The organism is Lysinibacillus sp. VIII_CA, assembly GCF_049943995.1.
Classification (GTDB): Bacteria; Bacillota; Bacilli; order Bacillales_A; family Planococcaceae; genus Lysinibacillus; species Lysinibacillus pinottii.
This window is the reverse complement of the sequence record NZ_JBNFXM010000018.1, coordinates 23461-49536: the sequence shown is the minus strand read 5'-3', so window position 1 is coordinate 49536 and position 26076 is coordinate 23461. Positions and strand designations below refer to the sequence as shown.

The 26076-nt window shown below is 38.1% G+C and carries 23 protein-coding genes; 6 read left to right on the top strand and 17 right to left on the bottom strand.

The window, feature by feature from the left end; genetic code table 11:
* The 5 genes from ACP3VS_RS18960 to ACP3VS_RS18940 form a co-directional block, all read right to left on the bottom strand.
* The coding region (locus ACP3VS_RS18960; RefSeq protein WP_426389626.1) for a cadherin-like beta sandwich domain-containing protein at window positions 1-2014 on the bottom strand (2014 nt) is incomplete at its 3' end.
* Between the two features lie 24 nt (window positions 2015-2038).
* Window positions 2039-2575, bottom strand: coding sequence for a phage tail protein (locus tag ACP3VS_RS18955; RefSeq protein ID WP_012293753.1), 537 nt, complete (start codon window positions 2573-2575; stop codon window positions 2039-2041).
* Window positions 2576-2594: 19 nt separating this feature from the next.
* Complete coding sequence (locus ACP3VS_RS18950) at window positions 2595-3089, bottom strand: phage tail protein (protein ID WP_031419402.1); 495 nt, start codon at window positions 3087-3089, stop codon at window positions 2595-2597.
* Between the two features lie 24 nt (window positions 3090-3113).
* Window positions 3114-3638 carry a phage tail protein gene (locus ACP3VS_RS18945; RefSeq protein WP_289449232.1) on the bottom strand — a complete coding sequence of 175 codons (525 nt, stop codon included), beginning with the start codon at window positions 3636-3638 and terminating at the stop codon, window positions 3114-3116.
* A 41-nt stretch (window positions 3639-3679) separates the two neighbouring features.
* Window positions 3680-4147, bottom strand: a complete 468-nt coding sequence (locus ACP3VS_RS18940; RefSeq protein ID WP_036215411.1) for a GNAT family N-acetyltransferase — start codon at window positions 4145-4147, stop codon at window positions 3680-3682.
* Window positions 4148-4691: 544 nt separating this feature from the next.
* On the opposite strand from ACP3VS_RS18940, the gene ACP3VS_RS18935 reads away from it, so the two are divergent.
* Window positions 4692-5048 (top strand): hypothetical protein, encoded by a 357-nt coding sequence (locus ACP3VS_RS18935; protein WP_332291548.1) that lies wholly within the window; start codon window positions 4692-4694, stop codon window positions 5046-5048.
* Window positions 5049-5271: 223 nt separating this feature from the next.
* Here the strand turns inward: ACP3VS_RS18935 and ACP3VS_RS18930 are convergent, their stop codons facing one another.
* From ACP3VS_RS18930 to ACP3VS_RS18920, 3 genes are all read right to left on the bottom strand, one after another.
* Entirely contained in the window at window positions 5272-7545 is a 2274-nt protein-coding gene (locus ACP3VS_RS18930) for a DEAD/DEAH box helicase (protein ID WP_332291550.1), read from the bottom strand.
* Entirely contained in the window at window positions 7520-7903 is a 384-nt protein-coding gene (locus ACP3VS_RS18925; RefSeq protein WP_031419398.1) for a YppE family protein, read from the bottom strand. The genes ACP3VS_RS18930 and ACP3VS_RS18925 overlap by 26 nt, the downstream gene beginning before the upstream one ends.
* 217 nt (window positions 7904-8120) lie before the next feature.
* Complete coding sequence (locus ACP3VS_RS18920) at window positions 8121-8315, bottom strand: hypothetical protein (RefSeq protein ID WP_008176489.1); 195 nt, start codon at window positions 8313-8315, stop codon at window positions 8121-8123.
* A 380-nt stretch (window positions 8316-8695) separates the two neighbouring features.
* On the opposite strand from ACP3VS_RS18920, the gene recU reads away from it, so the two are divergent.
* Window positions 8696-9340, top strand: coding sequence for a Holliday junction resolvase RecU (gene recU / locus ACP3VS_RS18915; protein ID WP_012293746.1), 645 nt, complete (start codon window positions 8696-8698; stop codon window positions 9338-9340).
* 1 nt (window position 9341) lies between these two features.
* Window positions 9342-12020 (top strand): penicillin-binding protein 1A, encoded by a 2679-nt coding sequence (locus ACP3VS_RS18910; RefSeq protein ID WP_197150523.1) that lies wholly within the window; start codon window positions 9342-9344, stop codon window positions 12018-12020.
* Between the two features lie 73 nt (window positions 12021-12093).
* Here the strand turns inward: ACP3VS_RS18910 and ACP3VS_RS18905 are convergent, their stop codons facing one another.
* From ACP3VS_RS18905 to ACP3VS_RS18875, 7 genes are all read right to left on the bottom strand, one after another.
* Window positions 12094-12408 carry a YpoC family protein gene (locus ACP3VS_RS18905; RefSeq protein ID WP_012293744.1) on the bottom strand — a complete coding sequence of 105 codons (315 nt, stop codon included), beginning with the start codon at window positions 12406-12408 and terminating at the stop codon, window positions 12094-12096.
* Window positions 12405-13067 (bottom strand): endonuclease III, encoded by a 663-nt coding sequence (gene nth / locus ACP3VS_RS18900; RefSeq protein ID WP_012293743.1) that lies wholly within the window; start codon window positions 13065-13067, stop codon window positions 12405-12407. The genes ACP3VS_RS18905 and nth overlap by 4 nt, the downstream gene beginning before the upstream one ends.
* A gap of 12 nt (window positions 13068-13079) precedes the next feature.
* Window positions 13080-13808 carry a DnaD domain-containing protein gene (locus ACP3VS_RS18895; RefSeq protein WP_031419397.1) on the bottom strand — a complete coding sequence of 243 codons (729 nt, stop codon included), beginning with the start codon at window positions 13806-13808 and terminating at the stop codon, window positions 13080-13082.
* 77 nt (window positions 13809-13885) lie between these two features.
* Window positions 13886-15181 carry an asparagine--tRNA ligase gene (asnS, locus tag ACP3VS_RS18890; protein WP_197150520.1) on the bottom strand — a complete coding sequence of 432 codons (1296 nt, stop codon included), beginning with the start codon at window positions 15179-15181 and terminating at the stop codon, window positions 13886-13888.
* Window positions 15182-15209: 28 nt separating this feature from the next.
* Entirely contained in the window at window positions 15210-16403 is a 1194-nt protein-coding gene (locus ACP3VS_RS18885) for a pyridoxal phosphate-dependent aminotransferase (RefSeq protein ID WP_012293741.1), read from the bottom strand.
* 16 nt (window positions 16404-16419) lie between these two features.
* Complete coding sequence (locus tag ACP3VS_RS18880) at window positions 16420-16902, bottom strand: DUF5590 domain-containing protein (protein WP_012293740.1); 483 nt, start codon at window positions 16900-16902, stop codon at window positions 16420-16422.
* Between the two features lie 332 nt (window positions 16903-17234).
* Window positions 17235-18668 (bottom strand): tetratricopeptide repeat-containing diguanylate cyclase, encoded by a 1434-nt coding sequence (locus tag ACP3VS_RS18875; protein ID WP_197150518.1) that lies wholly within the window; start codon window positions 18666-18668, stop codon window positions 17235-17237.
* Between the two features lie 287 nt (window positions 18669-18955).
* Here ACP3VS_RS18875 and ACP3VS_RS18870 point away from each other — a divergent pair, with 287 nt between their 5' ends.
* Window positions 18956-20803: a multicopper oxidase family protein gene (locus ACP3VS_RS18870; protein WP_197150515.1), complete on the top strand. Its 1848-nt coding sequence runs from the start codon at window positions 18956-18958 to the stop codon at window positions 20801-20803.
* Window positions 20804-21130: 327 nt separating this feature from the next.
* On the opposite strand, the gene ACP3VS_RS18865 is transcribed toward ACP3VS_RS18870, so the two are convergent.
* Window positions 21131-22378, bottom strand: a complete 1248-nt coding sequence (locus ACP3VS_RS18865) for an MFS transporter (RefSeq protein ID WP_197150512.1) — start codon at window positions 22376-22378, stop codon at window positions 21131-21133.
* A gap of 500 nt (window positions 22379-22878) precedes the next feature.
* Window positions 22879-23091 (bottom strand): DUF3955 domain-containing protein, encoded by a 213-nt coding sequence (locus ACP3VS_RS18860; RefSeq protein WP_012293735.1) that lies wholly within the window; start codon window positions 23089-23091, stop codon window positions 22879-22881.
* A 236-nt stretch (window positions 23092-23327) separates the two neighbouring features.
* Between ACP3VS_RS18860 and ACP3VS_RS18855 the strand changes: the two genes are divergently transcribed.
* Both ACP3VS_RS18855 and ACP3VS_RS18850 read left to right on the top strand, forming a co-directional pair.
* A complete protein-coding gene (locus ACP3VS_RS18855) occupies window positions 23328-23783 on the top strand; it encodes a hypothetical protein (RefSeq protein ID WP_332291564.1) in 456 nt (151 codons plus the stop codon).
* A gap of 531 nt (window positions 23784-24314) precedes the next feature.
* Window positions 24315-26069, top strand: coding sequence for an ABC transporter ATP-binding protein (locus ACP3VS_RS18850; RefSeq protein ID WP_012293733.1), 1755 nt, complete (start codon window positions 24315-24317; stop codon window positions 26067-26069).
* Window positions 26070-26076: the final 7 nt, after the last annotated feature.

Genomic DNA, 26076 nt, shown 5'->3' with positions numbered 1-26076 from the left:
TGCCGCTTGTGTATCCAGCTGTTAGTGCTGGGAACATTTGATTACTGATTGTATCAATTGTATATGTTGGTGCTGCTTGGACCACTTGCATAACTGTGAACGTCACTGGTGTTAGGTTTGTCGCGCTTACCGTTACCGTTGCTGTATAGGTTCCTACCGCCAAGCCATCCTTTGCCCTCACAGTAAATATTGTATTACCCGCACTTGGTAAGCTCGTCGCTGATGGTTGCGTAATATCAAAATCATCCGCATTAGCACCACTTATCGCTACCGATACATTCGCTAAACTGCCTGTTCCTGTATTTGCGATTGTTAACGTTTTTGTTTCTTGAGTGCCGCTTGTGTATCCAGCTGTTAGTGCTGGGAACATTTGATTACTGATTGTATCAATTGTATATGTTGGTGCTGCTCTAGTAACTGTAATCGTATAAATTTTTGTTGTTTGATTTTGTGCAGTTACAATAATAGTAATGGTGTTTAATCCGACATTTAAGGCAATATCCTTACCAATTCCACTTGTGACAGCTGCCCCATTCAGCGTTAGCGTTGCATAACTATCAGCTAATGTCGGTGTAACCTGAATATTTCCTACATTACTAGCTACATTTGCAGTGTAATCTGTCGTACCTGAAGCAAAGGCTGGACTTAACGTTCCTGTTGAAAGGGTTAAGTTGCTTAAGTCTGCATTATTGCTTAATGACCCTGTTGTAAAGGTTTGATCACTTCCATAGCTTGTACCTATAGAGTTTGTCGCATATGCTCTGTAATGGTACGTCGTATTTGGATTTAACCCACTTAGGTCAGCAGTAAAAGTACCTGTTGTCCCTGTTATCGTTATTTTACTATTACTGGTCGTCGGATTGGCAGTCGTTGCATAGACAATTCCTCTTTCTGTAACTATCGCTCCACCATCAGCTGTAACATACCCACCAACCGTTGCTCCTGTTGTTGTCACATTAGATGGGATAGTATTTGTAGTTACAGTTGGAGCATTAGCAGGAATAGAGGTCGTCACTGACTTCATTGTATAAGCACTTTTATTGCCTGCAGCATCTTTTACAATGACATTAAAATAATATGTCGTACTTGGTAATAACCCCGTCACATTAAATACTTCTAAATCTTTTGAAAATCCAGTTCCTAATGCTAAACCATTTACTTCGATATCACTAACAGTATCCATATTATTACTGCTAGATTGATAGACTCGATACTCTAAATCGCCCTGTAGTGTCACATCGTCTGTTGCCTTTTCCCACCCAAGCGTTACACCTGTTGTACTGACATTTGAAGATGTAATTGTTTTGTTTGATATTGTAGGAGTTTGAGTATCAGAAAAACTGTCGCTCACATTGGCAATTGTTATATTATCAAAGTTTAAGTTTGATGGCTCTGTATTTGGATCATTAGTAGGGAAATCAAATTGCCACGTAATTTCTAAGGATTCAGCACCATTGTAATCAAATTCATTACCATTATTTAAGAGAGTACTTAATTGATGGATCATTCCATTCCCAGAGATCTCCTTATTAGCAATTGAGTGAGAGCCTAACGTAGCTCCATTCGTATCTTTTACAACTAAGGAAAGCTTACTAAATGTGAGTTTAGGAAGATCTGGAACAATACTTATCCCTAAGTCTTTAAACGTGAATGTTTTACATATATTCCCTCCCTCTGCTTTAATAATCAGAGTTTCCTGAGCCTTAGGTGTATAATTTTGTGTATACAATTGTGATGTTGCTGGATCAACTACAAAACCGTTGCTTATTATAAACTTATCCGAAAAGGTTGAAAATCCTGCACCCGCACTGTTATCACCACTGACAGATCCACCGAAATCATATGTACCATCAGCAGTTCCATTCACAGCAGCCTCTACCTCTATGGCAGGGATATAGCCAATCGATGCCATCATTAAAATTAAGACTATTAAAATACGGACATAAAATCTCATTTTTTTACGGACCATTTTAATCCCATTCCTGCCATTTTTGAAAGCCTGCGATCGATTCATAGTTCCACCCCTTTAAATTTCCTGTTACCCTCTAGATGGAAACTCACCCTGTAAGCAAATAATATAATTCATCACCAAGAAGGGCTGCATATTATTATGTGGCTGACTCCCACCTGTCAAACCTAAAGCTTGCGTGTTCATTTGAACATCCAAATTGGTATCATACAAATGTGGTTGTTTGGGTGGTCTCCCGGCCCCTACTCCCTCTGCCCAAAATAAACCAATCGGATTACCTGATGTTCCAACACTTTGTATAGCTACTGGAGTATGAGAGTGAGCAGGTATTTGGGACTCCAAAAGCGTCACTGTTTGTGTTCCTACCGCTTCACCAACTTTTCGCGGTGTTAATCCCATTCCTGATCCTTGATTCATAGGTGCTGACGCCATTAAATTCGGTAATGCAAAGGTTGTCTTCCCATCGCCACCATACTGAACACCTAATATAGAATAAAGTGCTGTATTTTGCTGAATGTTCATCAATTGACCGTTACATAACGCCCACCCCTTTGGCGCAAAGTTTCCTGAAAAAATTCGGATTTCACCGATATACGCATCTGCCATTCATACCACCTCCTTTTACTTAATTTCTTGTTGGAAAAATACCTTGAGTAGCGATACAAAAATGTACGGCTAAATAAGGCTGCATATTATTATGGGCCTGTCCTCCTCCAGCAGAAGATAATGCAGCTGAATTCATCGTTACAGTCGGACCATCTGCATATAAGTTATCCTTTTGTGCCCATACATTTCCTTTAGGGGAGGGTACACTTGCAAGGTTTGATGAGCCGTACACTTGATGAGTATGTTGAGGTATTTCATTAACTGTTAAAGAATGTGTCACTTCACCCGCCTTTGTTCCTAAAGGTAATGAAGGACCTACATGGATTGGGACACGTCCTCGCAAATCTGGTAAGGCAAATGTTTTTACCCCATCCCCTCCATAAACCGTTCCTAACAGCGCGTATAAAGCTTGATACTGATTAATAGGAAGCAATTGCCCTTCACAAGATAACCAGTATCTTGGCGCATAATTCATCGCAAATAATCGAACTTCACCTAAATATGGTTCTGCCATTTTCATCCTCCTTTGTACATATGTTTATGGCTGGGTAGGAAATACTCCATATAACGAAATAATGAAGGAAATTGCTACTGTTGGCATCATGTTGTCATGTGACTGATTGCCACCAACAACCGAGCTAGCATTAGCGTTCATTGTAACTGGCGTTAACGGATTGCCAGCTCCATCTTTATCATTTGAGTAATTAGAATATCCACTTGTCGTTGCCCACAGCTTATTAGTCGGTGTTGAGGTATTCCCAACAGCTGTAGCCGCTTGAACAGTATGTGTATGATTTGGCAGTTGATTGGCATTTAACGTAATCAATTCTGTACCACCAGCAACACCTATACCGTACTGTGGACTAACATGAATAGGAACACGTCCCATTAAATCTGGCAACTTAAAAGTAGTTTGACCATCCCCTCCATATGTTGTTCCAAGTAAAGCAAAAAGTGCCTCATTTTCTGAAATACTAAGAAGTTGTCCATTGCATAAAGCCCATCCCTGAGGAGCAAAGTTTCCTGCAAACATACGAATCTCTCCTAAATAAGACTCACTCATTGACTCTCACCTCCTTTCGAATAAATTGAAAATTCAGTCTTTTAATCGAGTGACTCAAACCTCATGGCAATATACGGAGAAATGTCTTCGGTAACGTAAAATCCGCATCTTTCATATAGGCGCCTTGCAGGATTTCCATGCCATACATGGAGTGTAACAGACAAATTCTGACTAGCCGCACTGTTTTGTAATTGCTTTAATAACTTGGTTCCATAGCCCTTACCTCTAAAATCAGGCAATAAAGAAATATCAATTAAATGAATATTCCCACTTTTACATTCAGTCATCATCCTACCAATTTCCAAACCTTCATGAAAAATAATTTCATGCTTTGCTTGCGGAAAATTTTGTTGATAAAATCTCTTTTGCGCTTCGTATTGAATCAGTAAAAGCGCGTGTAATTGTTGTTCATCTAGGGCAAGCGTCGAAAACTCGTTCTTTCGTGTAGAAATATATAACTCGTAAAGAAACGCATCATCTTGAGATACAACATTTCGAGTCTGTACCATATTCCACCACCATTTCATCAAATAGTCATTAAACCTATAAAATTATGTCCCATTTCAGATTAACTAGGAGAGAATAATTGTCCTCCTAGTTAAAAACCATATATTCCTATTTATTTATATATTACTTAAAGTTAACATTCAACAAATATTTGTATATTTAAAATTTTCTTTACCTTACTTTTCTAATTGTTGGTGTAAGTCACACAAACGAGACAAAGCCCCGAATTAATCAACACAAACATGTTTGAATAAAGTTTATTTAGCCTTAACTCCTTTTTAATTCTAATTATTGTGTAATCATACATTGAATTATTATTTAAAAAGTCCATTCTCCATAAAGTTACGGCATCCTTGTTGGTTGACCATTTAAATAATTTTATTTCTAGAAAACTAACACTTTTATCTAATTCGCTTGTACTATTGCAAGTATTTTCTATAAAATGAAATTACATATATAAGGTGCGTTAGATGAATGCCACCCTTACTTTGAAATGAAGTAAAAATATTTATGTAATCATTAATAACTTTTCTTGGAGGAAACGCATTGTTTAAAAATTTTCGTGAAGACCTAAAAAAAGAATGGAAAAACACAACAGAGGATTTAGAAAAAGAAGTATTTAAAGTATGGCAGTTAGAATATAAGGGGCATATTATTCGCATTGTAAATGCTGTGACGGAAGAGGTTCTTTATATTAATAATGAAGTAGTAGATAAAAAGAGTAGAGACAGTATGTTCAAACAAGTTTATCCCTTTGTAAAATTGAAAGGTGAAATTACAGAAACTAATGGAACAGTATCAACAGTAAAAGTAAAAATAGGTGGATTACTCAGTTTAAATATCGTCGTTAAAGTAAATGGTACAATACTACTTCATGAGAAACACAAAATTTCTATCGACTAATTTTTGACTATTCTACTACACCAAATGTTCAGCACTCGAATCAGAACAGTATTGTCTTCACAAATTTATTAATATACCTCTTGCATTGCCAATAAACGTAGAGGAAAAAGTGTAAAAAAAGAAATAAATCCTTCTAAAAAAATTGTCAGGTATATACATTAATAGATAGATAAAGAGAGCTTGAGGAAATCATTCAGATATACCACAAGCCCTCTTTTCTTTTTTAATTAATTTGATTTAATCTCTGAAGAAGTATAATGACCCTCTTTTTTCCTTCCTGCAAACTGTCCTGCGCTCCAATACATGATGGACATCCAGATTCACAAGGACATTTTGAAACATGCTCTAAGGTTTTCATTAATAGATCTTCCCATAAGTCATAGACCTTTTCACTTAAACCAATCCCACCAGGATATTTATCGTAAACAAAAAATGTGGGCAACTCATTATGGGATGCTTTAACTTGTGGGACAACTGCTACATCACTGCTATCACATTGAATAAACAAAGGAATAAACGCATTCATGGCATAGGCTACTCCAATCATTACCTCTGTCAATTCCGCCTCTGACCATTGCTCTGTTAGATGAAGTGAAAGCCATGATGCACTTGTATGCATTTCATCTGGAGGTAAATGAATGGGCCCCGATCCGATATTATCATGCGTACCAAAGCGAATTTTTTTGAAAATAGTTGCCTGTGCGACTAATCCAACATCCCCGAAGCTAATCGTACCACCATTATATCCTCGGCTTCGATCTTCCTCTAATACCTTCATTTCAACGGCAAGATTGGCATCTGTATAATAATCGACGTCGACTTCACGGACATAGGCTTTCTTTTCTTCCCAGTCGAGCTTCTCTACTTGGAATTGAATCCCTTGATGTAAATAAATCGCTTCCTCATGTAATAATGTCATGGCACTATGACGATCCATTTCTCCAATTACCTTTGTTTGGGCAGGAATAGACAGATTAATAATTACCACATTTTCCTGCGAAGCAGACCGTAAGCTAATATCATGTGCTGGGAAACGATCACTCATCCAATGCCACTTATCACTCGTCTTAAAGACAACGCCTTCTTCGGCTAAATACTCTAACAACTCTTGTATGTCATATTCACCATAAGTATCTTCTATAGAAAAAGGTAATTCAAAAGCGGCACATTTTAAATGATCCATTAGAATTAACATATTTTCTGGATAAATACGTGCCTCCTCTGGTGCACTACCAAGTAAAAATAAAGGATGATTAACCACATACTGATCAAGAGCAGTCGATTGTGCAACATAGATAATTAAAGCCTCATCTTGCCGCCTTCCTGCACGTCCTGCTTGTTGCCAGGCACTTGCGATATTACCTGGATAACCTGTCATAATACATGCTTGTAACTGGCCAATATCGACCCCTAATTCTAACGCATTTGTACTGACAACGGTTTGAATAGTTCCATCACGCAAGCCTTTTTCAATGACCCGACGTTCAGATGGCAAATAACCACCTCGGTAGCCACGCACGGATTCATCAAGCAGCTTATTGCGTGTGAGTTCCTTTAAATAAGTGACAATCATTTCAACCCGTACCCTGCTTTTAGCGAAAATGATGGATTGAATACCAGCTATATAAAGCCTCTTTGCTAAATCACTTACCTCTAATACGGCACTTCTACGCACCCCAAAAGTTTTGTGAATAATGGGCGGATTATAGAAAAGAAATGTTTTCTTACCGACAGGTGCTCCAGAGTTTGCGATGAGCGCATGTGATTCATTTGTTAGCAGCTCTGCCAGCTCCTTAGGATTTTTTATCGTGGCTGAAGTACAGATAAACACAGGGTTACTCCCATAAAATTCACATATGCGTTTTAATCTACGAATAACATGAGCAACATGAGAACCAAATACCCCTTTATATGTATGCAATTCATCAATAACGATATACTGCAAATTTTCAAATAGCGATACCCATTTCGTATGGTGTGGCAAAATTCCTGAATGAAGCATATCAGGATTCGTCATAACGATATGTCCTGCTTTACGAACCTTCTGACGAATGCCTGGAGCCGTATCACCATCATAAGTATAACTTAAAATTTCTTCACCACTTTGTTCAATAAGTTCATTCAAGTCATTTTTTTGATCCTGTGCTAAAGCCTTTGTTGGAAATAAATAAATGGCACGTGCGTTGTTATCCTCTACTATTTTTTGCAACACCGGTAAATGATAGCAATACGATTTACCTGATGCGGTTGGTGTAACAGCCGTAAAAGATGTACCACTCTGTGCCAAATCAAAGGCCTCTCGCTGATGCGTATAAAGTTGCTCGATCCCTCTTGCCTTTAAAGCCTTCACTAAAGAAGGATGTAAATTTTCTGGGAAAGAAGCATAACTAGCAGGACGGGCTTCAAGTGTTTGCCAATGAAGAATGCGTTCTTTTAATTCTTCATCATATCTCCATTCATGTAAAAGCTCGCTAATCGTTCGTTTCTTCGATAGCATTTACTGCCTCCTCCTTTACCAGTCGTTCGAAGTTTTTCATTGTAAAGGAGGTAGAATGAATAGCATCTAAAAAACGTTTTTTACTTGTTTCCTTATAAAAAGATTGCACAACAAATTGCTCCATCGATTCTACCGTTGAAGCAATTTGTTGTGTATGCATATATTTCGGTCGATTCTCTTGAATCCATTTATTGGCCTCTTGCTGCCATTCCTTCAACAGTTGGTGAATTTTATCAGCATGTGGTTTCACCTCTTGAAAAAAATCAGGTGTACGGTCCTCCTCACGCATTTGCCAAAAACGTGAAACACATCGATCACATTCATCTAATAATTTGGATGTTTGCTGAATAACTAACAATTTTGCACCTCATCTCTCATCAATTACACGTAAGCAAATATTTTTCGTAGCAAGTACATATATATGATGAGTATGTCTTGTCCATCATTTCAACTACGAAAATATGGCATCTCTTGATACCCTTACCTTTACCTACTTGTTTTGTGGTAAATACTGTATCAATTTTAATGCTATTGAGTTAGTTCAATTGCTTATGAGATAAGTGTACCAAAGTCTATCATTTTTCACTACTAATAGGCGAACAAGCATTCTTTACTTGCCAGTTCTTTTCTGCTAAGCTTACTTTCTGGCTAACTGCTTTGAGCTGCAAAAAAAAGTGCATATTCTGAGCATTGTTCTCCAGAGACACTCTCGTGAAAAGTAATTGATTGACCAGATCTAACTGCGCAACTAATTGTTCTAACTTGTTCAAAATAACGCCCCCTTTGCTTTACTTAAGTATTCCTCGCATGTATAAAATTACCTTCATGCGTGACAAAATAAGCGTAAGTTAGCTGAAAGAAGAAGATTTTCGATAAATTTTTAAAAATGAACCTTCCAACTAAAAAGGCGTCCTGAATGAAAGGTGTAGATATTTCACCACTCTTCAAACGTTTTTATGTTTAAATTTATCAGTTATTTTGACGATTCGAGGAAGACAATCATGAGCTTTTTTTCGACGCAATTTGTTTATTCATTGCATCCACTGTCTACTAGTCTTGTAACAAAGACAACACGGATGTAGGTAGAGAAGAGCCATCAAATCATGGTAAACTACTATATAGGAAAGCAGTTTGATAAAGGGTGAGCTAAATGACAATTCGCTATCCAAATGGGAAATTGTATACCCCCAATACTTCTGTACAGAAAACAGAAAAAAAGAGTAAAAGTAAAGATTTGTCTTTTAGTAATCGTGGAAAGACGCTAGAAGATGAAATTAATGAAGCAAACGACTATTATATAAAAAGACGACTTGCTATTATTCACAAGAAACCTGTCCCTGTACAAATCGTCAAAGTAGAGTACCCTTCACGAAGTGCTGCTGTCATTCGTGAAGCATATTTTCGAACACCCTCTACAACCGACTACAATGGTGTTTGGAATGGGCATTATATTGATTTTGATGCAAAGGAAACTGCTTCCAAAACCAGTTTCCCCTTAAAAAACATTCATGAGCATCAAATGACCCATATGCAGCAAGTGACTGAACAAAATGGTGTGGCTTTTATTATCGTTCGCTTTTCAGCTTTTGAACGATATTTTATTGTGCCATATGAAGTTTTACAAAAGGCCTGGAAAGCAATGGAAAGTGGCAATCGTAAATCCATACCCTTTTCAACAATTGTAGAAGAGGCGTATGAAATTCCTACTAGCTATTATCCACGTATCGATTATTTACCCATCATCCAACAACTGATCGATGCAAAATGCTACAGGTTTGAAAGTGAGGAGAAATAGAATGACTGAACGTCGTCGAACACGTGGAGAGCATCAAAAGGCTCTCGCTGAAAAAAATAAAAAAGGTAAGAAAACAACAACAAAATCGTCAACACCCGCTAAAATGTGGATAAAACGTATTTTCTTAACTCTATTAGTCATCGGTGTTGTAGGCTTCATTGGAGGAGCAGGTTTATTTGCTTACTATGCGAGCACCGCTCCTAAGCTTGATGAGGAATTATTGAAAGACCCTGTGTCTTCAGAGTTCTACGATAAAAACGGTGAAATATTTGCAACAATTGGTGCTGAAAACCGCAAATATATAAAATATGAAGATATACCCGAAGACATGGTGAACGCTATTCTTGCAACGGAAGATGTACGCTTTTTTAAACATCACGGCATGGACTTCTACCGTCTAGGTGGTGCCATACTTGCTAACTTCCGTGATGGCTTTGGTGCACAAGGTGCCTCTACCCTAACACAGCAAGTGGTCAAAAACTCATTTTTACAAAATGAAAAGAAATTAAAGCGTAAAGCACAGGAAGCTTGGCTAGCATTTCAATTAGAACGTAAATATTCAAAAGAAGAAATTTTTGAAATGTATTTCAATAAAATGCTAATGTCAGGCCGTATTTATGGATTTGGTACAGCAGCCCAATATTTCTATGGAAAAGAATTAAAAGATTTAACATTAGATGAAGAAGCATTATTAGCAGGATTAGTACAACGGCCAAATGCTTATAATCCATTGAAAAACCCTGATCTTGCCAAGCAACGTCGAAATACGGTTTTAGGATTAATGTATCAACACGGAAAAATTTCGAAAACAGAAATGGAAGAAGCTAAAAACGTTGATGTCCAAGCAGGTCTTGCAGACGATGCAACGCGTCAATCCTTTGCTGGTTCGAAATACGATGCCTTCCTAGATGTCGTTATTAATGAATTGGAAAATAACGGTGATGGTTCAGCCATGGCAGAAGGTATTAAAGTGTATACAACACTTGATCCAAATGCCCAAAAAGTTGTTGAAAATGTCATGAACGATGACAGCAATTTCCCGACAGAAGATATTCAGTCAGGTGTAGCGGTCATTGATACGAAAACAGGTGCTATTCAAGCTGTTGGTGGCGGTCGACATTATGGTGCTGAACGTGGCTGGAACTATGCAGATGATTTAACAAAAAATCAACCTGGTTCTACCATGAAACCATTAGTGGACTACGGTCCAGCCATTGAATATTTAAAATGGTCTACAGGCCATACACTTGTAGATGAACCTATGAACTATTCCAATTCAAAACAAACTATTACAAACTGGGATGGCAGATATATGGGTGCCATGACCGCTCGTAAGGCATTATATGCTTCACGTAACGTACCCGCTGTCAAAGCATTACAAGAAGTAGGTACTGAAAATGCGAAGGAGTTTGTTGGACGTTTAGGGATTGAAACAGAAAACCTTTACGAATCAGACGCAATTGGTGGTGGAGCGATTACTATCTCCCCAATTCAAATGGCGGCTTCCTATGCAGCATTCGGAAATAACGGCGTTTACACGGACCCACACGCTATTACAAAAATTGTTTACCGTGATGGGAAAACATCTAAAAATTATACACCTGAGCCTAATGTAGCGATGAGTGAAGCTACAGCTTATATGGTAACAGATATGCTACGTGATGTAGTTGGCAACAAACCTGACGCATCAGGTACTGCAGCTAACGTCCCTGGACTAGATATCGCAGGTAAAACAGGTACAACCAACTATTCAGCTGAAGATTTTAATAAATATAATTTACCGAACACAAGCGTTCCAGATTCATGGTTTGCTGGTTATACGACAAACTATTCCATTGCTATATGGAGTGGCTATGAAAAACATTTTGATCCAATTACAACGTGGGAAGAACGACGTTTACCACAAAATCTATTTAAATCGATTATGCAAGATATTTCAGCAAACGTTGAAACAGAAAGCTTTAAAAAGCCAAGTACAGTTGTAGAAGCAACGATTGAAGTAGGGTCTAAGCCATTGAAATTGGCAAGTGACTTTACACCAAATGAATTACGTCAAACAGAGCTATTCGTTCGTGGTACTGAGCCAACAGAAGTGTCGAGTGTTTATGAGGCACCAGAATTGGCTACGCCATACAACGTATCTGCAAGCTTAGATTTAGGTGCACAGTCCATCAACATTTCTTGGGAACATGATGCTAGCTTGAATCCAGAGACAGACGAACCATTACCGACTTCCTTTGAAGTAACTGCAACCCGTGATGACGGTAAAAAGTTTGACCTTGGTAAAACAGAGAGTAAAGGTTTAACAGTGGCCAACACGCTGGAAGATGGCAATTACACGATTTCAGTCGTAGCCATTGTGGATGGTACACGAAGTGAACCTGGTACCACTACTTTCCAAATTACTAGTACAACGGAAGAAGAGGATGTAGAAACAGAAAATCCGGAAGAGCCAAACATTGATTTACCAACAGATCCTGGTGAAGGAGATCAAGATAATGGTAATAATAATGGCAACGGCAACGGAAATGGCAACAACGGTGGCAATAATAATAATGGCAATGGGCATGGGAATAACGGCAACAACGGTGGCAATAATGGTGGTTCAGATGGAAGTCAGCAACCAACGCCGCCTACTGATCCTGTAGACCCAAATGATGAAGAACAAAGCTCAGAATAAACGAAAAACCGAGAAGCACAGGATGCTTCTCGGTTTTTTCATTCTATAAAGAGCTTAAACTATCCTACCCACTCTATTTTTTACTAGCTTGAATTCGCAAACGTGCTGTCCGTTTTTTCGTTTCCTTAAACAATTCATCAAGCTGACGATAACAAGCGTATTGTCCTGGCTTAGCTTTGATAAAGGCAAGCCGTTCAACTCCATTAATCGGCAGCACCTCGTCTCCTGCCGCCTGTACAAGTTGTTCAAACAACTTGATTGCTTCTTCCATTAAGCCTTTTGCTGTACCGTTTCGAGCATCATGGGCTTCGTGGATATTCGCTTGAAGGGTTGTCCATTGGGCAAACCAAGCATCTACCTGATCTTTTGCAATAGCTTCACTATTCATGCTTCCTTCACCAAACCTTTCTTCAAACGCTTTTGACCTTCACGACAATCGCTGAGTAAAGGACAGGCATGGCAGCCAGGATTTTGAGCCTTACAATGATAACGGCCAAAGAAGATTAACTGATGATGCGTTTTCGACCACTTATCCATAGGTGTTTTTTTCATAATCGTTTCTTCGACTTCAAGCACGGAATCTTTCCATCGGCAAAGACCTAGACGTTTAGAAACACGCTCTACATGGGTATCGACTGCCAGTGCAGGAATATCAAAGGCTACTGATAGCACTACATTGGCTGTTTTCCGCCCCACACCTGGCAATGTTACAAGTGCTTCTCGGGTTGCGGGTATTTCGCCATTATATTCATCTAGTAAACGTTGACATAAAGCCTGGATGTTCTTCGCCTTATTGCGATATAAGCCAATAGAGCGAATATCCTGTTGTAATTCTTCCAATGGGACAGCCAAATAATCTTCAGGCGTTTTATATTTCTGAAATAATGTTTTTGTTACTTTATTAACAAGTACATCCGTACATTGTGCAGATAATAATGTCGCAATTGTGAGCTCAAAAGCGTTGTCATGCACAAGCTCACAATGTGCATTAGGAAACATTCGATCCATTTCTTCTAGGCAATGCTCCCACTGTTTTTTTGTTAACAAACCGGACGCCCCCTATTCTCTCTCTTCTAACCAATTATAAAATGGTACTTTATTGGTTGGTTGAGCATCTTGCTGAACTGTGCGTGCTGGATTTCTACTAAAGGTTTGCTTCTCACGAAACTGCTCACTTTGCTTTTGTGCAGCCTGTGGTGTCGTAATATTTTTCTTCTTCCACTCTAACAAAATCCGATCAATATAACGAATACTCAGTTTCCCAGCAAACACAGCTTCTTTTAATGCCTCTTTAATGAGTGTTGGACTATGGTTGTCCTCATCAAGCCAACATCCTATTTTTTCAAGCTCTAAAGGAGATAAAAGACGTCCCATTTCTTCTTCAAAGAGTCGGAAAATCTCTCCTTCTTCTTGTTGAAGTGTTGTGGTAGATTTTTGTTGCTCTTTCATCTCGATCATCTGCACAATTCGCTCCCAGAGTGGATAAACCGAATATTTTTCATAGAGCTTGCCACCTGTATCCACATCACGAGTAATTTCAAGGAAGCCCTTTTGCATTAATCGTTGTAAACGGGATGTTAGTTCATTTTCTGGCATTGTGAGACGATTCTTTAGATCATTCGGTGTAGGGAAGTCATACCCTTCCATATGAAAGGCTAATAAGTGCATGACAATTAGCGCCTCTTCATCCTCTATATTTAACTCCTTATAAAACTGAAAAAAAAGCTGAGGGATGGGAATCATTCTCTGCTCAGTCCATGTACGGAGTCGATGATTATTTGCATTCATATTTCTCTTGACTCCTTCTTTAAGTAAGTAGAAAAGCCGCGTAGATATTTCACTACGCGACTTTGAAATTGATTTGCTTATGGATATAAGCGGTTCAGTAAACGTGGGAATGGAATGGTTTCACGAATATGTTCTGTACCAGAAATCCATGCCACAGTTCGTTCTAATCCAAGTCCAAAGCCTGAATGTGGAACAGAACCATGTTTACGAAGGTCTAAATACCATGCATATGCATCTAAAGATAGGTTATGTTCTTCAAGACGAGATTTTAATAAATCATAGTCATGGATACGCTCAGAACCACCAATAATTTCACCATAGCCTTCAGGTGCAATTAAATCAGCACATAATACAACATCATCGCGATCTGGATGTGGTTGCATATAGAATGGTTTAATGCCTACTGGATAGCATGTAATGAATACGGGCTTGTCGAATGAATTAGCAATGGCTGTTTCATGAGGTGCACCAAAATCGTCACCCCACTCAATATCGTCAAAACCTTGTTCATGTAAAAGCTTGATCGCATCATCATATGAAATACGAGGGAATGGTGCTTTAATATTTTCAAGTTTCGATGTATCACGGTCAAGTCGCTCTAATTCTAATTTGCAGTTAGCCAGAACCGATTGTACAATATGCGTTACATATTGCTCCTGTACCTCTAGATTTTCTTCAAATTCTACAAAGGCCATCTCAGGCTCAATCATCCAGAACTCGATTAAGTGACGACGTGTTTTAGATTTTTCAGCACGGAAAGTTGGACCGAATGAAAATACTTTCCCTAGTGCCATAGCTGCCGCTTCCATATAAAGCTGTCCTGATTGAGAAAGGAAAGCATCCTCATCAAAGTATTTCGTATGGAAGAGCTCAGATGTACCTTCCGGTGAAGACCCTGTTAAAATTGGTGGGTCCATCTTTGTAAAACCATTATTGTTGAAAAATTCGTAAGTAGCACGAATGATTTCATTACGGATTTTCATAATGGCATGTTGTTTACGAGAACGTAACCATAAATGACGGTTATCCATTAAAAATTCAGGACCGTGTTCCTTTGGTGTAATTGGGAAATCTGTCGCTGTATGTAGAACTTCAATTCCTGTTACAGCTAGCTCACAGCCAAAGCTTGAACGTTCGTCAGCTTTCACTTCTCCTCTAATATACATAGAAGTTTCTTGCGTTAGTCCCTTAGCTGTTGCAAAAATTTCTTCCCCCACCTCTTCTTTCACGACAACACCCTGAACAAAGCCAGAACCATCACGAAGTTGTAAGAAGGCGATTTTACCACTTGAACGTTTGTTAGCTAGCCAAGCGCCAATTTTGACTGTTTCACCGATATGCTGTGGCATATCTTTAATCATAATTTTTTTCATAGAAATCCTCCAAAGTTGTCTAGAGGGATTAGTCTTGCCATTTTGATTTTACAAATGTATCAATACGACGGACTGCCTCTTCTAGTAAGTCTAAAGATGTAGCATAAGATAATCGCATAGTAGTTGGTGCACCAAAGCCAGAGCCTGGAATCACAGCCACGTTTGCTTCTGTTAAAATATCCGCAGCGAATGCGTCTACTGAATCATAGCCAGTGTGAGCCATAGCTTCTGCTACATCTGGTAATAAGTAGAATGCACCCTGTGGTTTTAAGACATGGAAGCCAGGAATTGCACTTACCTGTGGGTAAATTTTCTCAAGACGAGATTCGAATGCTTGGCGCATTTCCTCTACAGCGTCCTGTGGGCCATTATACGCTTCAACAGTTGCATATTGTGCAGTTGTTGTCGCATTAGATGTTGAGTGTGATGCAAGGTCAGTCATTGCTTTAACGATGTCCGCATCACCTGCAGCATAACCAATACGCCAGCCTGTCATAGAGTGAGATTTTGCCACACCATTCACAACAATTGTACGTGCTTTCACTGCATCAGAAAGTTGTGCAATTGAAAAATGCTCAATACCATTGTATACAAGCTTCTCATAAATTTCATCTGACACGATTAAAATATCCTTTTCTTCTGCAACTGCAGCAAGTTCTGCAAGCTCTTCACGTGAATATATCATACCAGACGGGTTGCTAGGTGAGTTGATAATGACAGCTTTTGTTTTATCAGTTACAGCAGCTCTTAATTGATCGGCAGTAATTTTATAGCTTTGTTCACGTGTACCTTCAACGTATACAGGTACTCCGCCCGCTAATTTCACTTGCTCAGGATAAGACACCCAATAAGGGATAGGAATAATAACTTCATCGCCCTCGTTTAAAATGACTTGGAATAACGTGTATAAAATATGCTTTGCACCTACACCCACAATCACTTCATTAGGCTGATAAGAAAGGTTATTATCGCGCTGTAGTTTATCGATAATGGCTTTTTTTAGAACTGGAAGTCCACCAGCAGGTGTATATTTTGTATAGCCCTTTTCCATTGAATCAATGGCCGCATTTAAAATGTTTTGAGGTGTATTAAAGTCTGGTTCACCAGCACCAAGGCCAATGACATCAATACCTTGCTCTTTTAGTGCTTTTGCTTTCGCAGTAATAGCTAATGTTGAAGATGGTGTTAAAGTTTTTACACGTGTTGCTAATAAGTTTTTCATCCGGGATCTACTCCTCTTATAAATTCGTAATGCGCTTCCACCAGTCGCCATCCTTAAACATAATATAGACATAGTTGAGTTTGTCGTGGTCGTTTAGGTATGTAATCTCCCAAACAACGCCTGGCTCCTCATAGCCCAATTTCATGTGGAGGACCTTCTGTACATTTCCTTCATTTTTAAAAACCGATAATGCTTGCTTTTCCGTAATACCATCTTCTAATAACACTTCCTGCATGGAATCCTTGTCTAGATTCGTCGGAACAAAGACAGCCTTTTTATCACCGTATTCGTCTACCCCGAACACAGTAACATACGAATGTTTGCCATTATATGTGTAGGACTCCGATACAATTGCGAGGGCTTTGGCATCGAGTGCCAACTGTTCAGCCTGCTCTTCAATTGAACGGAACGGAGCCTCGGCTTTCCAGAGTACTAAAATGCTAATGACAAGTGACAACGAAACAATAAAGACAGAAATGAAAATTAACCAGTTTTTCATCTATTCACCTGTTGTTTCACATCGTGCTTTTTTGGCACAACACATAGCGGATGTTTGTGTGTGTATTTAACTACATTACAATTCATTTTGCTTTCCATTTTGTCAACCTGCTTTCTTTCCTCATACCACAACATTATACAACAATTTTATGCTGTCGTGTTTCTTAATTTCATATATTGTACGTTGCTAGAATAACGTTTTCAAATGATTGGTACAGTAAATTTTATTCTGTAACATTCTGCCTCGTTGTAAATTGTGATGGCACTTCAATTTCTGTAAAGAATATTTACTGAAACAATAGAAAAATTCCTATTCAACACAGTAAATAGGAATCATTCAAATGATGATAGTTCGTATAAAATATGGGTGGCACGGCCATTATCTTTTGCCTCATATAAACAACGATCAGCTTGCTCAAATAAATCATTATAATAATAATTTTTTTGATTGTTTATACAAGCCCCCATACTTACTTTTAGTGGATAGCTTTTCTGGTCTTTTTCTAATGTTAACGTTAGCAAATGGGCGTGTGTATTTTGGACAAGTGCCTTGATGTATGCCTTTTTGGGGTGACGAATACAGACAATGAATTCATCTCCACCATAACGGATAATTTTGACGTCTTCATCTCGCAAAAATTCCTTTAAGCCATTAGCTAAAAGTTGTAAGACCCTATCGCCAAACAAATGACCATGCCTGTCGTTAAATAGTTTAAAATTATCAATATCCAAAACTGTAATACATACATAGGATTCTGCTATTTTGGCAGCATGTAACCATTCATGTAGCTCATGATCTAAGAAGTGGCGATTCAAGACACCTGTTAAAGGATCATAATGTGCTTTTCTTTCTAATCTCTCTTTTTGACGCTTAAACTCCAAATTCAACACTTGCTGTAGTAAATTATCAACGCTCATCTGTTCCGAAAGGTCAATATACTCTTTTTGGACATCAAAAATTTCATCTCGCCAATTCAATTGGTACAGGACATTCAACAATAAGCGCATCACTTTTTTCATAATGGGCTTATCACCATAGGATTTGGCTAGATCTATTGCTTGTTGATAATATTGCACTGCTTCCTCAAGCTTCTGCTGCTTTTCATATAAAAAGCCATAGCCAAACAAGGCTGCTACTTTTTCAGGTTTATGCTGAGAAATTATGCTAGACGTTAATGAGTCATCAAGCAATGCCTTTCCTGCTAAAAAATCCCCTTCCAAAATATATACATCTGCTAAATTATTATTGATGCGAATATCTAATAATCTTGCTAAATCTGGTTGTGTCTCATATAGCGTTTTATTATACTCTCTTGCTAACAACCCCGCTTGAAGGGCTTCCTTCGTACAGCCCTTCTCTACCTCTATATAGCACAAATTATTATGACAACGAACAAGCATCATAAAATCTTGTAATTCTTGAGCAAAAGCAATTGACTGTTTCGTCATCTCTGCTGTTTTTTCACGGATTCCTACCATATCGTATATTAACGACATGGCCAAATAATAATGCATCAAATCTTTGCTAGTACCATATTTTTCACAAATAGCCTCATACTCGAAAATAAGGCTGACAATGGCTAGCGTATCGCCCAAAGAATGATGTACTAAAATTTTCTGATAGTACAAGTCCAATACAATTTCATAGTTTTTTCCCTCTAAAGCTACTAAAAGACCTTGATCTGCCAGTTTCAACGCCTCTGTTAAAAACCCCTTTATGCGCATTTCCATGATTGTCTTATTTAATTCCTCTAATGTTAACTCCACTGTCTCACCACTTTTCCAAGCCCCTATTTAATCCTTCACTTTGTTCTGTAACAATTATAAGACATATTCATTCACTTCGTTCGACTTTTTAGCAATATCCCAACTATTACCTCGATTTCAAAAAAAACTTTTATAAGACAGCTATTGAATGTCCTTTTGTTTTCCCCTTCCATTAAATTTTTATACCATTACACATTTTTCTCCATTTTTGTCCCAGTCAACTGTTGTTTTTACCCATATGATGTGATAACTAGGCATTTTAAGACATTGAAAAGGGATGTGATGTTTTGAGTTTACCAATTAACCCTTCTGACCCAGCTACCATTCCAAAATTTGTAGATGCTCTACAGAAGCCGGTGACCGCAAAACCAAAATACTGTAGAGGACAAAAGAAACATGATTATTACGAGCTAGTCATGATGGAGGGCGAGCACCGCTTTCACAAGCATTTTCCTAATACATTAATATGGGGGTACAACGGCCTTTATCCAGGACCCACTATAGAAGCGACGAAAGATAAAACCATTTATGTCAAATATAAAAATCAATTACCACTACAGCATTTTTTACCAGTGGATTTTACACTTCATGCCGCCAACGATTCCCAAGAGGTAAGAACTGTCACTCACTTACATGGTGCCAATGTGGATTGGGAGAGCGACGGTCATCCTGAGGCATGGTACACAAGAGATTATCGACATACCGGTCCAAAATTCAATAAAGAAATTCATGAATATACGAACCACCAGCCTGGTACTACAATGTGGTACCATGACCATGCTATGGCTTTAACACGCCTTAATGTCTATGCTGGCTTGGCAGGTTTTTATTTACTTAGAGATGCTCTTGAGGAACGTTCTAATTTGCCATGTGGTGAATACGAATATCCTATTTTAATTCAAGATAAATCATTTAATGAGGATGGCTCCCTTTTTTATCCTGATGAGCCACCATTTCCAGTTACTGTACATCCGTCCATTACTCCAGGTTTCGTAGGTAATACGATTGTTGTCAACGGCAAGCTATGGCCCTATTTAGACGTCGAGCCACGTAAATATAGATTCCGGTTCCTCAATGGCTCCAATCGAAGAGGCTATGTCATCAGCTTGTCAAATGAGCAGTCTATGATACAAATAGGGACAGATGGCGGTTTTTTATCAACCCCACAAGCGATTCAATCTGTAGAGTTACTACCTGCTGAACGCACAGATGTCATCATCGATTTTTCAGCTTGTGAGGGTCAGGAAATCACCTTACTTAACACCGATACAGATTTTATCGATGAGCATACGAACGTCATTATGCAATTTAGAGTATCACTTCCCTTAAAATATGAAGATACGAGTGAAGTTCCAGAGAGGCTGTCAGTCACAATGGATTTACACCCACATCATGCACATATTGAAAGACAATTACCATTGACGGCAACAACTGATGAATTCGGAAGACCTATGTTGTTGTTGAACAATCGAATGTACCATGACCCAGCGACAGAAAAACCTTCTTTAGATACTATTGAAATTTGGAGTTTTATTAATACAACGCCTTTTATTCATCCTATTCATTTGCATCTCATTCAATTTAAAATTCTTGAACGTCGCCCATTTGATTTAGACCTCTATCAAAATGAGGGAATAGTATCATTTACAGGCCCCCCTGAGGAACCACGGGACTATGAGCGTGGTTGGAAAGATACAGTGAAAGTAGATGCGGGCAAAATTACGAAAATTATTATGCATTGGAAGGATCATGTGGGGAATTACATGTGGCATTGTCACTTCCTTGAGCACGAAGACCATGATATGATGCGACCTATTCTTGTGATGAAAGATGTCCATGCTGTTCAACAGCCTCATGCTGAAATAGAGCCGTCATCCCATCAGGAGGTTACTACTACTACCACTTCTACACCTACAACAAATACTAGTACGACACATCATAATGAGTCACCCGTACCATTATTAAATACTTCTCAAATTCCTTCCACAGAGGAAGAGGAAATAAAGGAATCATTAGTAGAGGAGTCTGTGCATATCGGAAATAATGTTCAACACAGGCCCATTTTGCTTTTCCCAACTAAGTCCACACCTGCGGGTACGAGTAGGCCAAGACGACGTGGACATAGAAGATTTTAGTCACTAACCATTGAAAAGTAGAGGTTTTCTACAAAAGGATAGATATATGTAGGAATAAGGAGTTTTTATGTAGAGGTTGATGGGAACGAAGGGTGGCGACTCTTGCAGGAAAAGCTAGAAAGTCGAGATGCTGGATGGAGTGGATGTGTTCTGTACGAAAGTGAAGCGGCAGCAACGAAGCTTGGGAAGCAGCTCGCCCCCGCCCGTAAAGGAAATCAACGGTTTTACTTTATTTTACTGTAAAGAAAAAAGACTGTAAGCAAACTCGAAATTCATTGAGTTTGTCCACAGTCTGAAACTACCGTGTAAGCGGTAGTTTTTTTGTTTTCAAGTGTGTACACGCCATAATCTATTCGTGAGGATCGCTAATAGCAGCATCATCATACAAATCGTTAGAATCGGTATAAAGATGTTGACGCGAAAGGTCTCAAACAATAGGCCATATCCCATTTGCCCAATGGGGGCCATACATTGTGAAACAGCCATCATGATAGCCATAACCTTACCTAAATTTTCATTGGGTGTTTCCTTTTGCACAAGGGTCATTACGTAAATTGAAATAATAGTCATCATCATTGCCATGACAAGAGCAGAGCCAATAAATAATAAGTATGAAGCATAATAGCCTATTTGAAGCATTGGTGGAATAACGGCTATGGCCATAGGAATGACCAAAATAGCAGTTAGCAATACCCAAACATATAGCCTATTAATTTTTAGCTTTTTAGCAAAATAGCCCATCGTTAATGCTCCAAATATGGTTGCTAAATCAATCATACCCATCCCTATTCCGTATAATGAATCACTAACATTTAATGTGACACGAAGGATGATGGGGACTCCTACGATAAAGAGCGGTGTAAATAATAAATTTAAGAAAGCCGCCAGTATCGTGCATTTTAAAATAAAGGATTGCTTCACAACATATTTAAATCCCTCTTTTATATCCTTGAATAAAGTCAAAACTAATTGTCCATCGTCATCCCGTTTCTCAAAAGGGATGGTCAAAAACATTTCTACAATTGCTGTAAAGAAAAATAATAGCCCACTTACTAGGACAAGAATTTTGATGCCAAGCATTCCATAAAGTATTCCTCCTAGGACAGGTGCAGCCACACCAGCTAAAGCTTGCACCCCATTCACAATCCCATTTGCCTGCTCAAGGTGCTGTTCTTTTACTAATAATGGAATACTAGCTATTACCGCTGGTGAATACATAGCGCTAATGATGGACAGGAGCACCATAACTACCCCTATCCCTAGAACTGAATGATATTCTGTCCACAATGTAATATAGAAAATCAATACAACGACACAACTAATGGCATCAAATAACACCATTAAATGACGTCGATTAAAACGATCGGCAAGGGCACCTCCGAATGGCGTGAGAAGTATAGGTATGCTTGAAATAGCAAAAAGGACGGCAAAAAGGTCTGCCCTACCCGTCACATCTAAAACAAAAAGGGATAGTGCAAATCTTAATAAGGCAGAACCTAAAATAGAGATAATCTGCCCAAATACAAGGATTTTAAAATCTTTTGAAAATCCTTTACCTTTTACGTATGTTTCCATGTAATGACTCCCCCCTAATTAGACCGACTGTCTGTCATTGTTTTTGTATAAAAAAAGTGTAGTGATAAGTTTAGATTTTGGTTGTGACTAAAACTTATACCACACTTTTAGACCGACTGTCGGTTTATGATTAGTATATGGGAACTCTCCAAAAAAAGGAACTTATTTTAATAATTTTTCAAAATTCCTCTGTTGACTAAATGTTTATTTGGTCAATAAAAGCTGTCATGGCATGACTTACATAGCGGTTCACTCGGTAAATAATGAAACGCACTTAGACTAGGAGTAGCATCTATCATACGAATGATACGCAATTACGAATCATTCATTTGCTGAATTAATAGATACGGCTGCCCGTAGCCCTATATTCGCACGAACTAGAAAACATTCGTCCCTATTCATCTGCTTCATGATATCAATAGAAGCAAGGATTTTAAGCTTTACCCGTGGAAATTTTTGATGAAAAGAACGGTCCTTGTTTCTACTATATAACCAAATATTTAAATATGTTGAGTTTTCTTTATTAGTGAAATTAATGCTAGCCCTACTACACAAACTACCCCAATAAATAACAATAAAAATCCAATAGGAATTAAAAAGAATGGCTCCTCTAGTGTGCCATCTGATGCTACACTACTTCCTTTTATCATAAAGATCAAAAAACTAAGTAACCCTAAAATAAATGGGGTTGAAGCTAAAATGTATTTTTTCATTATTATAACTCTCCTTAAATTACTAATATTCCTGTACAAAACTTTTTTTAACCTTTACCGCAATCATCCTATGATTTCGTTAATAGGATACATCACGGATATATTTTAAGTCAATCATTTTTTATCGAAAAACAATAAATTTTTATTCTTATGCACTTTGTTTTTTAATTGACATTATAAAACCCTATCGATAGAATGACCATAAAGCTCTATTGTAAATTTGGAAGGGTGATTTTATGAGCTATGAAGATTTAATGCAATGGAAAGGTTATTTGTTTTTAGATAATTTAGTAGAGCCAGGGACAAACTCTTTGAGAATATCTATTAAACGAGCTGCCATTAGTTCTAAAAGTGATGATGTAAGCTTTGATGAATTTACATTTAACGATGTCTATTCTATTGAAATTGATACGACCCTCCCAGTCATAGATATAGAATTCGATTCTTATGTATCCTATTCTATTTATGATGAGTCATTTCATTTTGTAAGTCAGGAGGATGAATTCATAGGTAATTCCGTACGTTTATTTACAAAATCAGCTTATTTAGATTTTATAAGCAAAGGGACTATAGCTTTAGATATATACTCCTATAAAGAGCTATTCCATTATCAGATTGTTTGTTTAGACCATATAATTGATATTGTTTCATTCGATAAACCTACTCTATATAAGCAAGTGAATAATTTCTAAAACAGGAAACGTTATTTTGTTGCCTGTTTCATTCCGATAAATATAACCCGCAAACTTGGCCCCTTGCCGATCAAGCATAGTATGAAAAAAAGGAAGTCTAACTGAACAATGAAGGTTAGACTTCTATAAATGGTATTATCTTGTTTAATAGATTTCTGATATTCACCTCTTGAAATATATCTTAATCTCCTTGATCGGATACACAAGAGAAAACACCTTTAATTACTAGGCATAGCCACTATTTTTCCACCAATAATTTTTATATCAGGCTCCCCCTATTGCAAAACACTCTTTTATATTTTAAACTTCCTGATAAAACTTAGTCCCGTATAATGCTAGTTGTTTGAAGCTGATCTTAAAACCGCTTCTTCTAAAACATCTATGCCTCGCTCACTAGCCCTATGTTGAAGGTGATGATGATTTGAACATCACCTTTTATTTCATTTCACATTCAGTTCATAAACGCGTGCTATAGTAAAAGCCATAGGAACGATTTACGTTGTTTGAAGACATTGAAGGAGGCTTATTGCTTTGCAAGAAACATCAAAAGAAACTACAAAAAAACCAGATTGGCGACGATTTATACAATTAGTAAAACGAGCTGAACCACCTATTTGGCTCCTAGTTATCGCTTTAATTATGAGTTTAGCGACTACGGGCGTAGGTTTTATCGTCCCATTATTTACAAAACAATTAGTGGACGGCTTTTCATTAGAATCGCTTAATTATTGGCAAATCATTTTGCTTGGTATTGCTTTTATCGCTCAAGCCATTGCAAGTGGATTATCGATCTATTATTTGAATCGTGTAGGTCATCATGTAGTGGCAAAATTACGTGATCAACTTTGGCGCAAGCTGCTGCATTTACCTATCCCCTATTATGACGAAAACGATACAGGTGAAACATTAAGTCGTGTAACAAATGATACAGCAGTCGTTAAAGAGCTCATTACAGAGCATCTAGCAAACTGTTTATCGGGTGTTATTTCCATCATCGGCTCCATTATTATTCTTTTATTTTTAGATTGGAAAATGACATTAGTGATGTTAATCGCTGTGCCCCTAGCGATGGTTATTTTAATGCTACTAGGAAAACGCATGTTTGTGATTTCGAAAGGGATGCAAGACGAAACTGCTAAGTTTACTTCGGTATTAAATCAAGTTTTACCTGAAACACGCTTAGTTAAAGCTTCTAATGCGGAGCAAGTAGAATATGAGCGTGGGAAAAAGGGCATTACGAATCTCTTTAACTTTGGTTTAAAAGAGGCTAAAATCCATGCACTTATTTCACCATTAATTTCATTCGTTCTGATGTCGGTTCTAGTTGCTATTATTGGCTATGGAGGCGTTCGTGTTTCCTCTGGTGAACTGACTGCTGGTGATATGGTGGCTTTTATTTTATATTTAATCCAAATCATCATGCCCATGACACAATTGACCATGTTCTTTACTCAACTTCAAAAAGCAATGGGTGCCACTGAACGTATTAGTGCTTTATTGGAGCATGAAGAGGAGCATATCGAAGAAGGCATCACAGTTAATAAAATAGATCAGCCTATTTATGTTAACAATGTTGACTTTTCATACGGTGAGGATCCGATTTTATCCAATATAACCTTCACAATAGAGCCCGGCAAAGTAACGGCCATTGTAGGTCCAAGTGGTGGCGGTAAAACAACTACATTCTCTCTATTAGAACGGTATTACCAACCAACTAGCGGTACTATTACGCTAGGAAAAACGCCCATCGAGACATTTTCACTTCACTCCTGGCGTAGTCAAATTGGCTATGTAGCTCAAGAAAGTGCCCTGTTGTCTGGAACGATTCGAGAAAATATTTGTTATGGTGTTGACCGTGAAGTGCAGGATGATGAGCTAGAAAGAGTGGCCAAAATGGCTTATGCTGATCAATTTATTAACGATCTTCCCGATAAGTTTGATACAGAAGTAGGCGAAAGAGGCATCAAGCTTTCAGGAGGGCAACGTCAGCGCATTTCTATTGCGAGAGCGCTATTACGGAACCCGCAAATTTTAATGCTGGATGAAGCTACATCAAGTTTAGATAGTAAATCTGAAATATATGTACAAAAAGCGTTAGATAATTTAATGCAAGGTCGCACAACATTAGTCATTGCTCACCGCCTATCAACGGTAGTAGATGCCGATCAAATACTATTTGTAGAAAAAGGACAGATTACAGGGTGTGGCACACATGAAACACTCTTTGAGACGCATGCCATGTATCGTGAGTTTGCCATGCAGCAATTACGAATTAAAGAGAACTAACGAAGGG

What these genes read in the sequence shown, in the direction of transcription:
- ACP3VS_RS18955 (WP_012293753.1), bottom strand. Translation starts at nt 2,575, where the DNA reads ATGGCAGATGCGTATATCGGTGAAATCCGAATTTTTTCAGGAAACTTT.
- ACP3VS_RS18950 (WP_031419402.1), bottom strand. Translation starts at nt 3,089, where the DNA reads ATGGCAGAACCATATTTAGGTGAAGTTCGATTATTTGCGATGAATTAT.
- ACP3VS_RS18945 (WP_289449232.1), bottom strand. Translation starts at nt 3,638, where the DNA reads ATGAGTGAGTCTTATTTAGGAGAGATTCGTATGTTTGCAGGAAACTTT.
- ACP3VS_RS18940 (WP_036215411.1), bottom strand. Translation starts at nt 4,147, where the DNA reads ATGGTACAGACTCGAAATGTTGTATCTCAAGATGATGCGTTTCTTTAC.
- ACP3VS_RS18930 (WP_332291550.1), bottom strand. Translation starts at nt 7,545, where the DNA reads ATGCTATCGAAGAAACGAACGATTAGCGAGCTTTTACATGAATGGAGA.
- recU (WP_012293746.1), top strand. Translation starts at nt 8,696, where the DNA reads ATGACAATTCGCTATCCAAATGGGAAATTGTATACCCCCAATACTTCT.
- ACP3VS_RS18910 (WP_197150523.1), top strand. Translation starts at nt 9,342, where the DNA reads ATGACTGAACGTCGTCGAACACGTGGAGAGCATCAAAAGGCTCTCGCT.
- ACP3VS_RS18905 (WP_012293744.1), bottom strand. Translation starts at nt 12,408, where the DNA reads ATGAATAGTGAAGCTATTGCAAAAGATCAGGTAGATGCTTGGTTTGCC.
- ACP3VS_RS18895 (WP_031419397.1), bottom strand. Translation starts at nt 13,808, where the DNA reads ATGAATGCAAATAATCATCGACTCCGTACATGGACTGAGCAGAGAATG.
- asnS (WP_197150520.1), bottom strand. Translation starts at nt 15,181, where the DNA reads ATGAAAAAAATTATGATTAAAGATATGCCACAGCATATCGGTGAAACA.
- ACP3VS_RS18885 (WP_012293741.1), bottom strand. Translation starts at nt 16,403, where the DNA reads ATGAAAAACTTATTAGCAACACGTGTAAAAACTTTAACACCATCTTCA.
- ACP3VS_RS18880 (WP_012293740.1), bottom strand. Translation starts at nt 16,902, where the DNA reads ATGAAAAACTGGTTAATTTTCATTTCTGTCTTTATTGTTTCGTTGTCA.
- ACP3VS_RS18865 (WP_197150512.1), bottom strand. Translation starts at nt 22,378, where the DNA reads ATGGAAACATACGTAAAAGGTAAAGGATTTTCAAAAGATTTTAAAATC.
- ACP3VS_RS18860 (WP_012293735.1), bottom strand. Translation starts at nt 23,091, where the DNA reads ATGAAAAAATACATTTTAGCTTCAACCCCATTTATTTTAGGGTTACTT.
- ACP3VS_RS18855 (WP_332291564.1), top strand. Translation starts at nt 23,328, where the DNA reads ATGAGCTATGAAGATTTAATGCAATGGAAAGGTTATTTGTTTTTAGAT.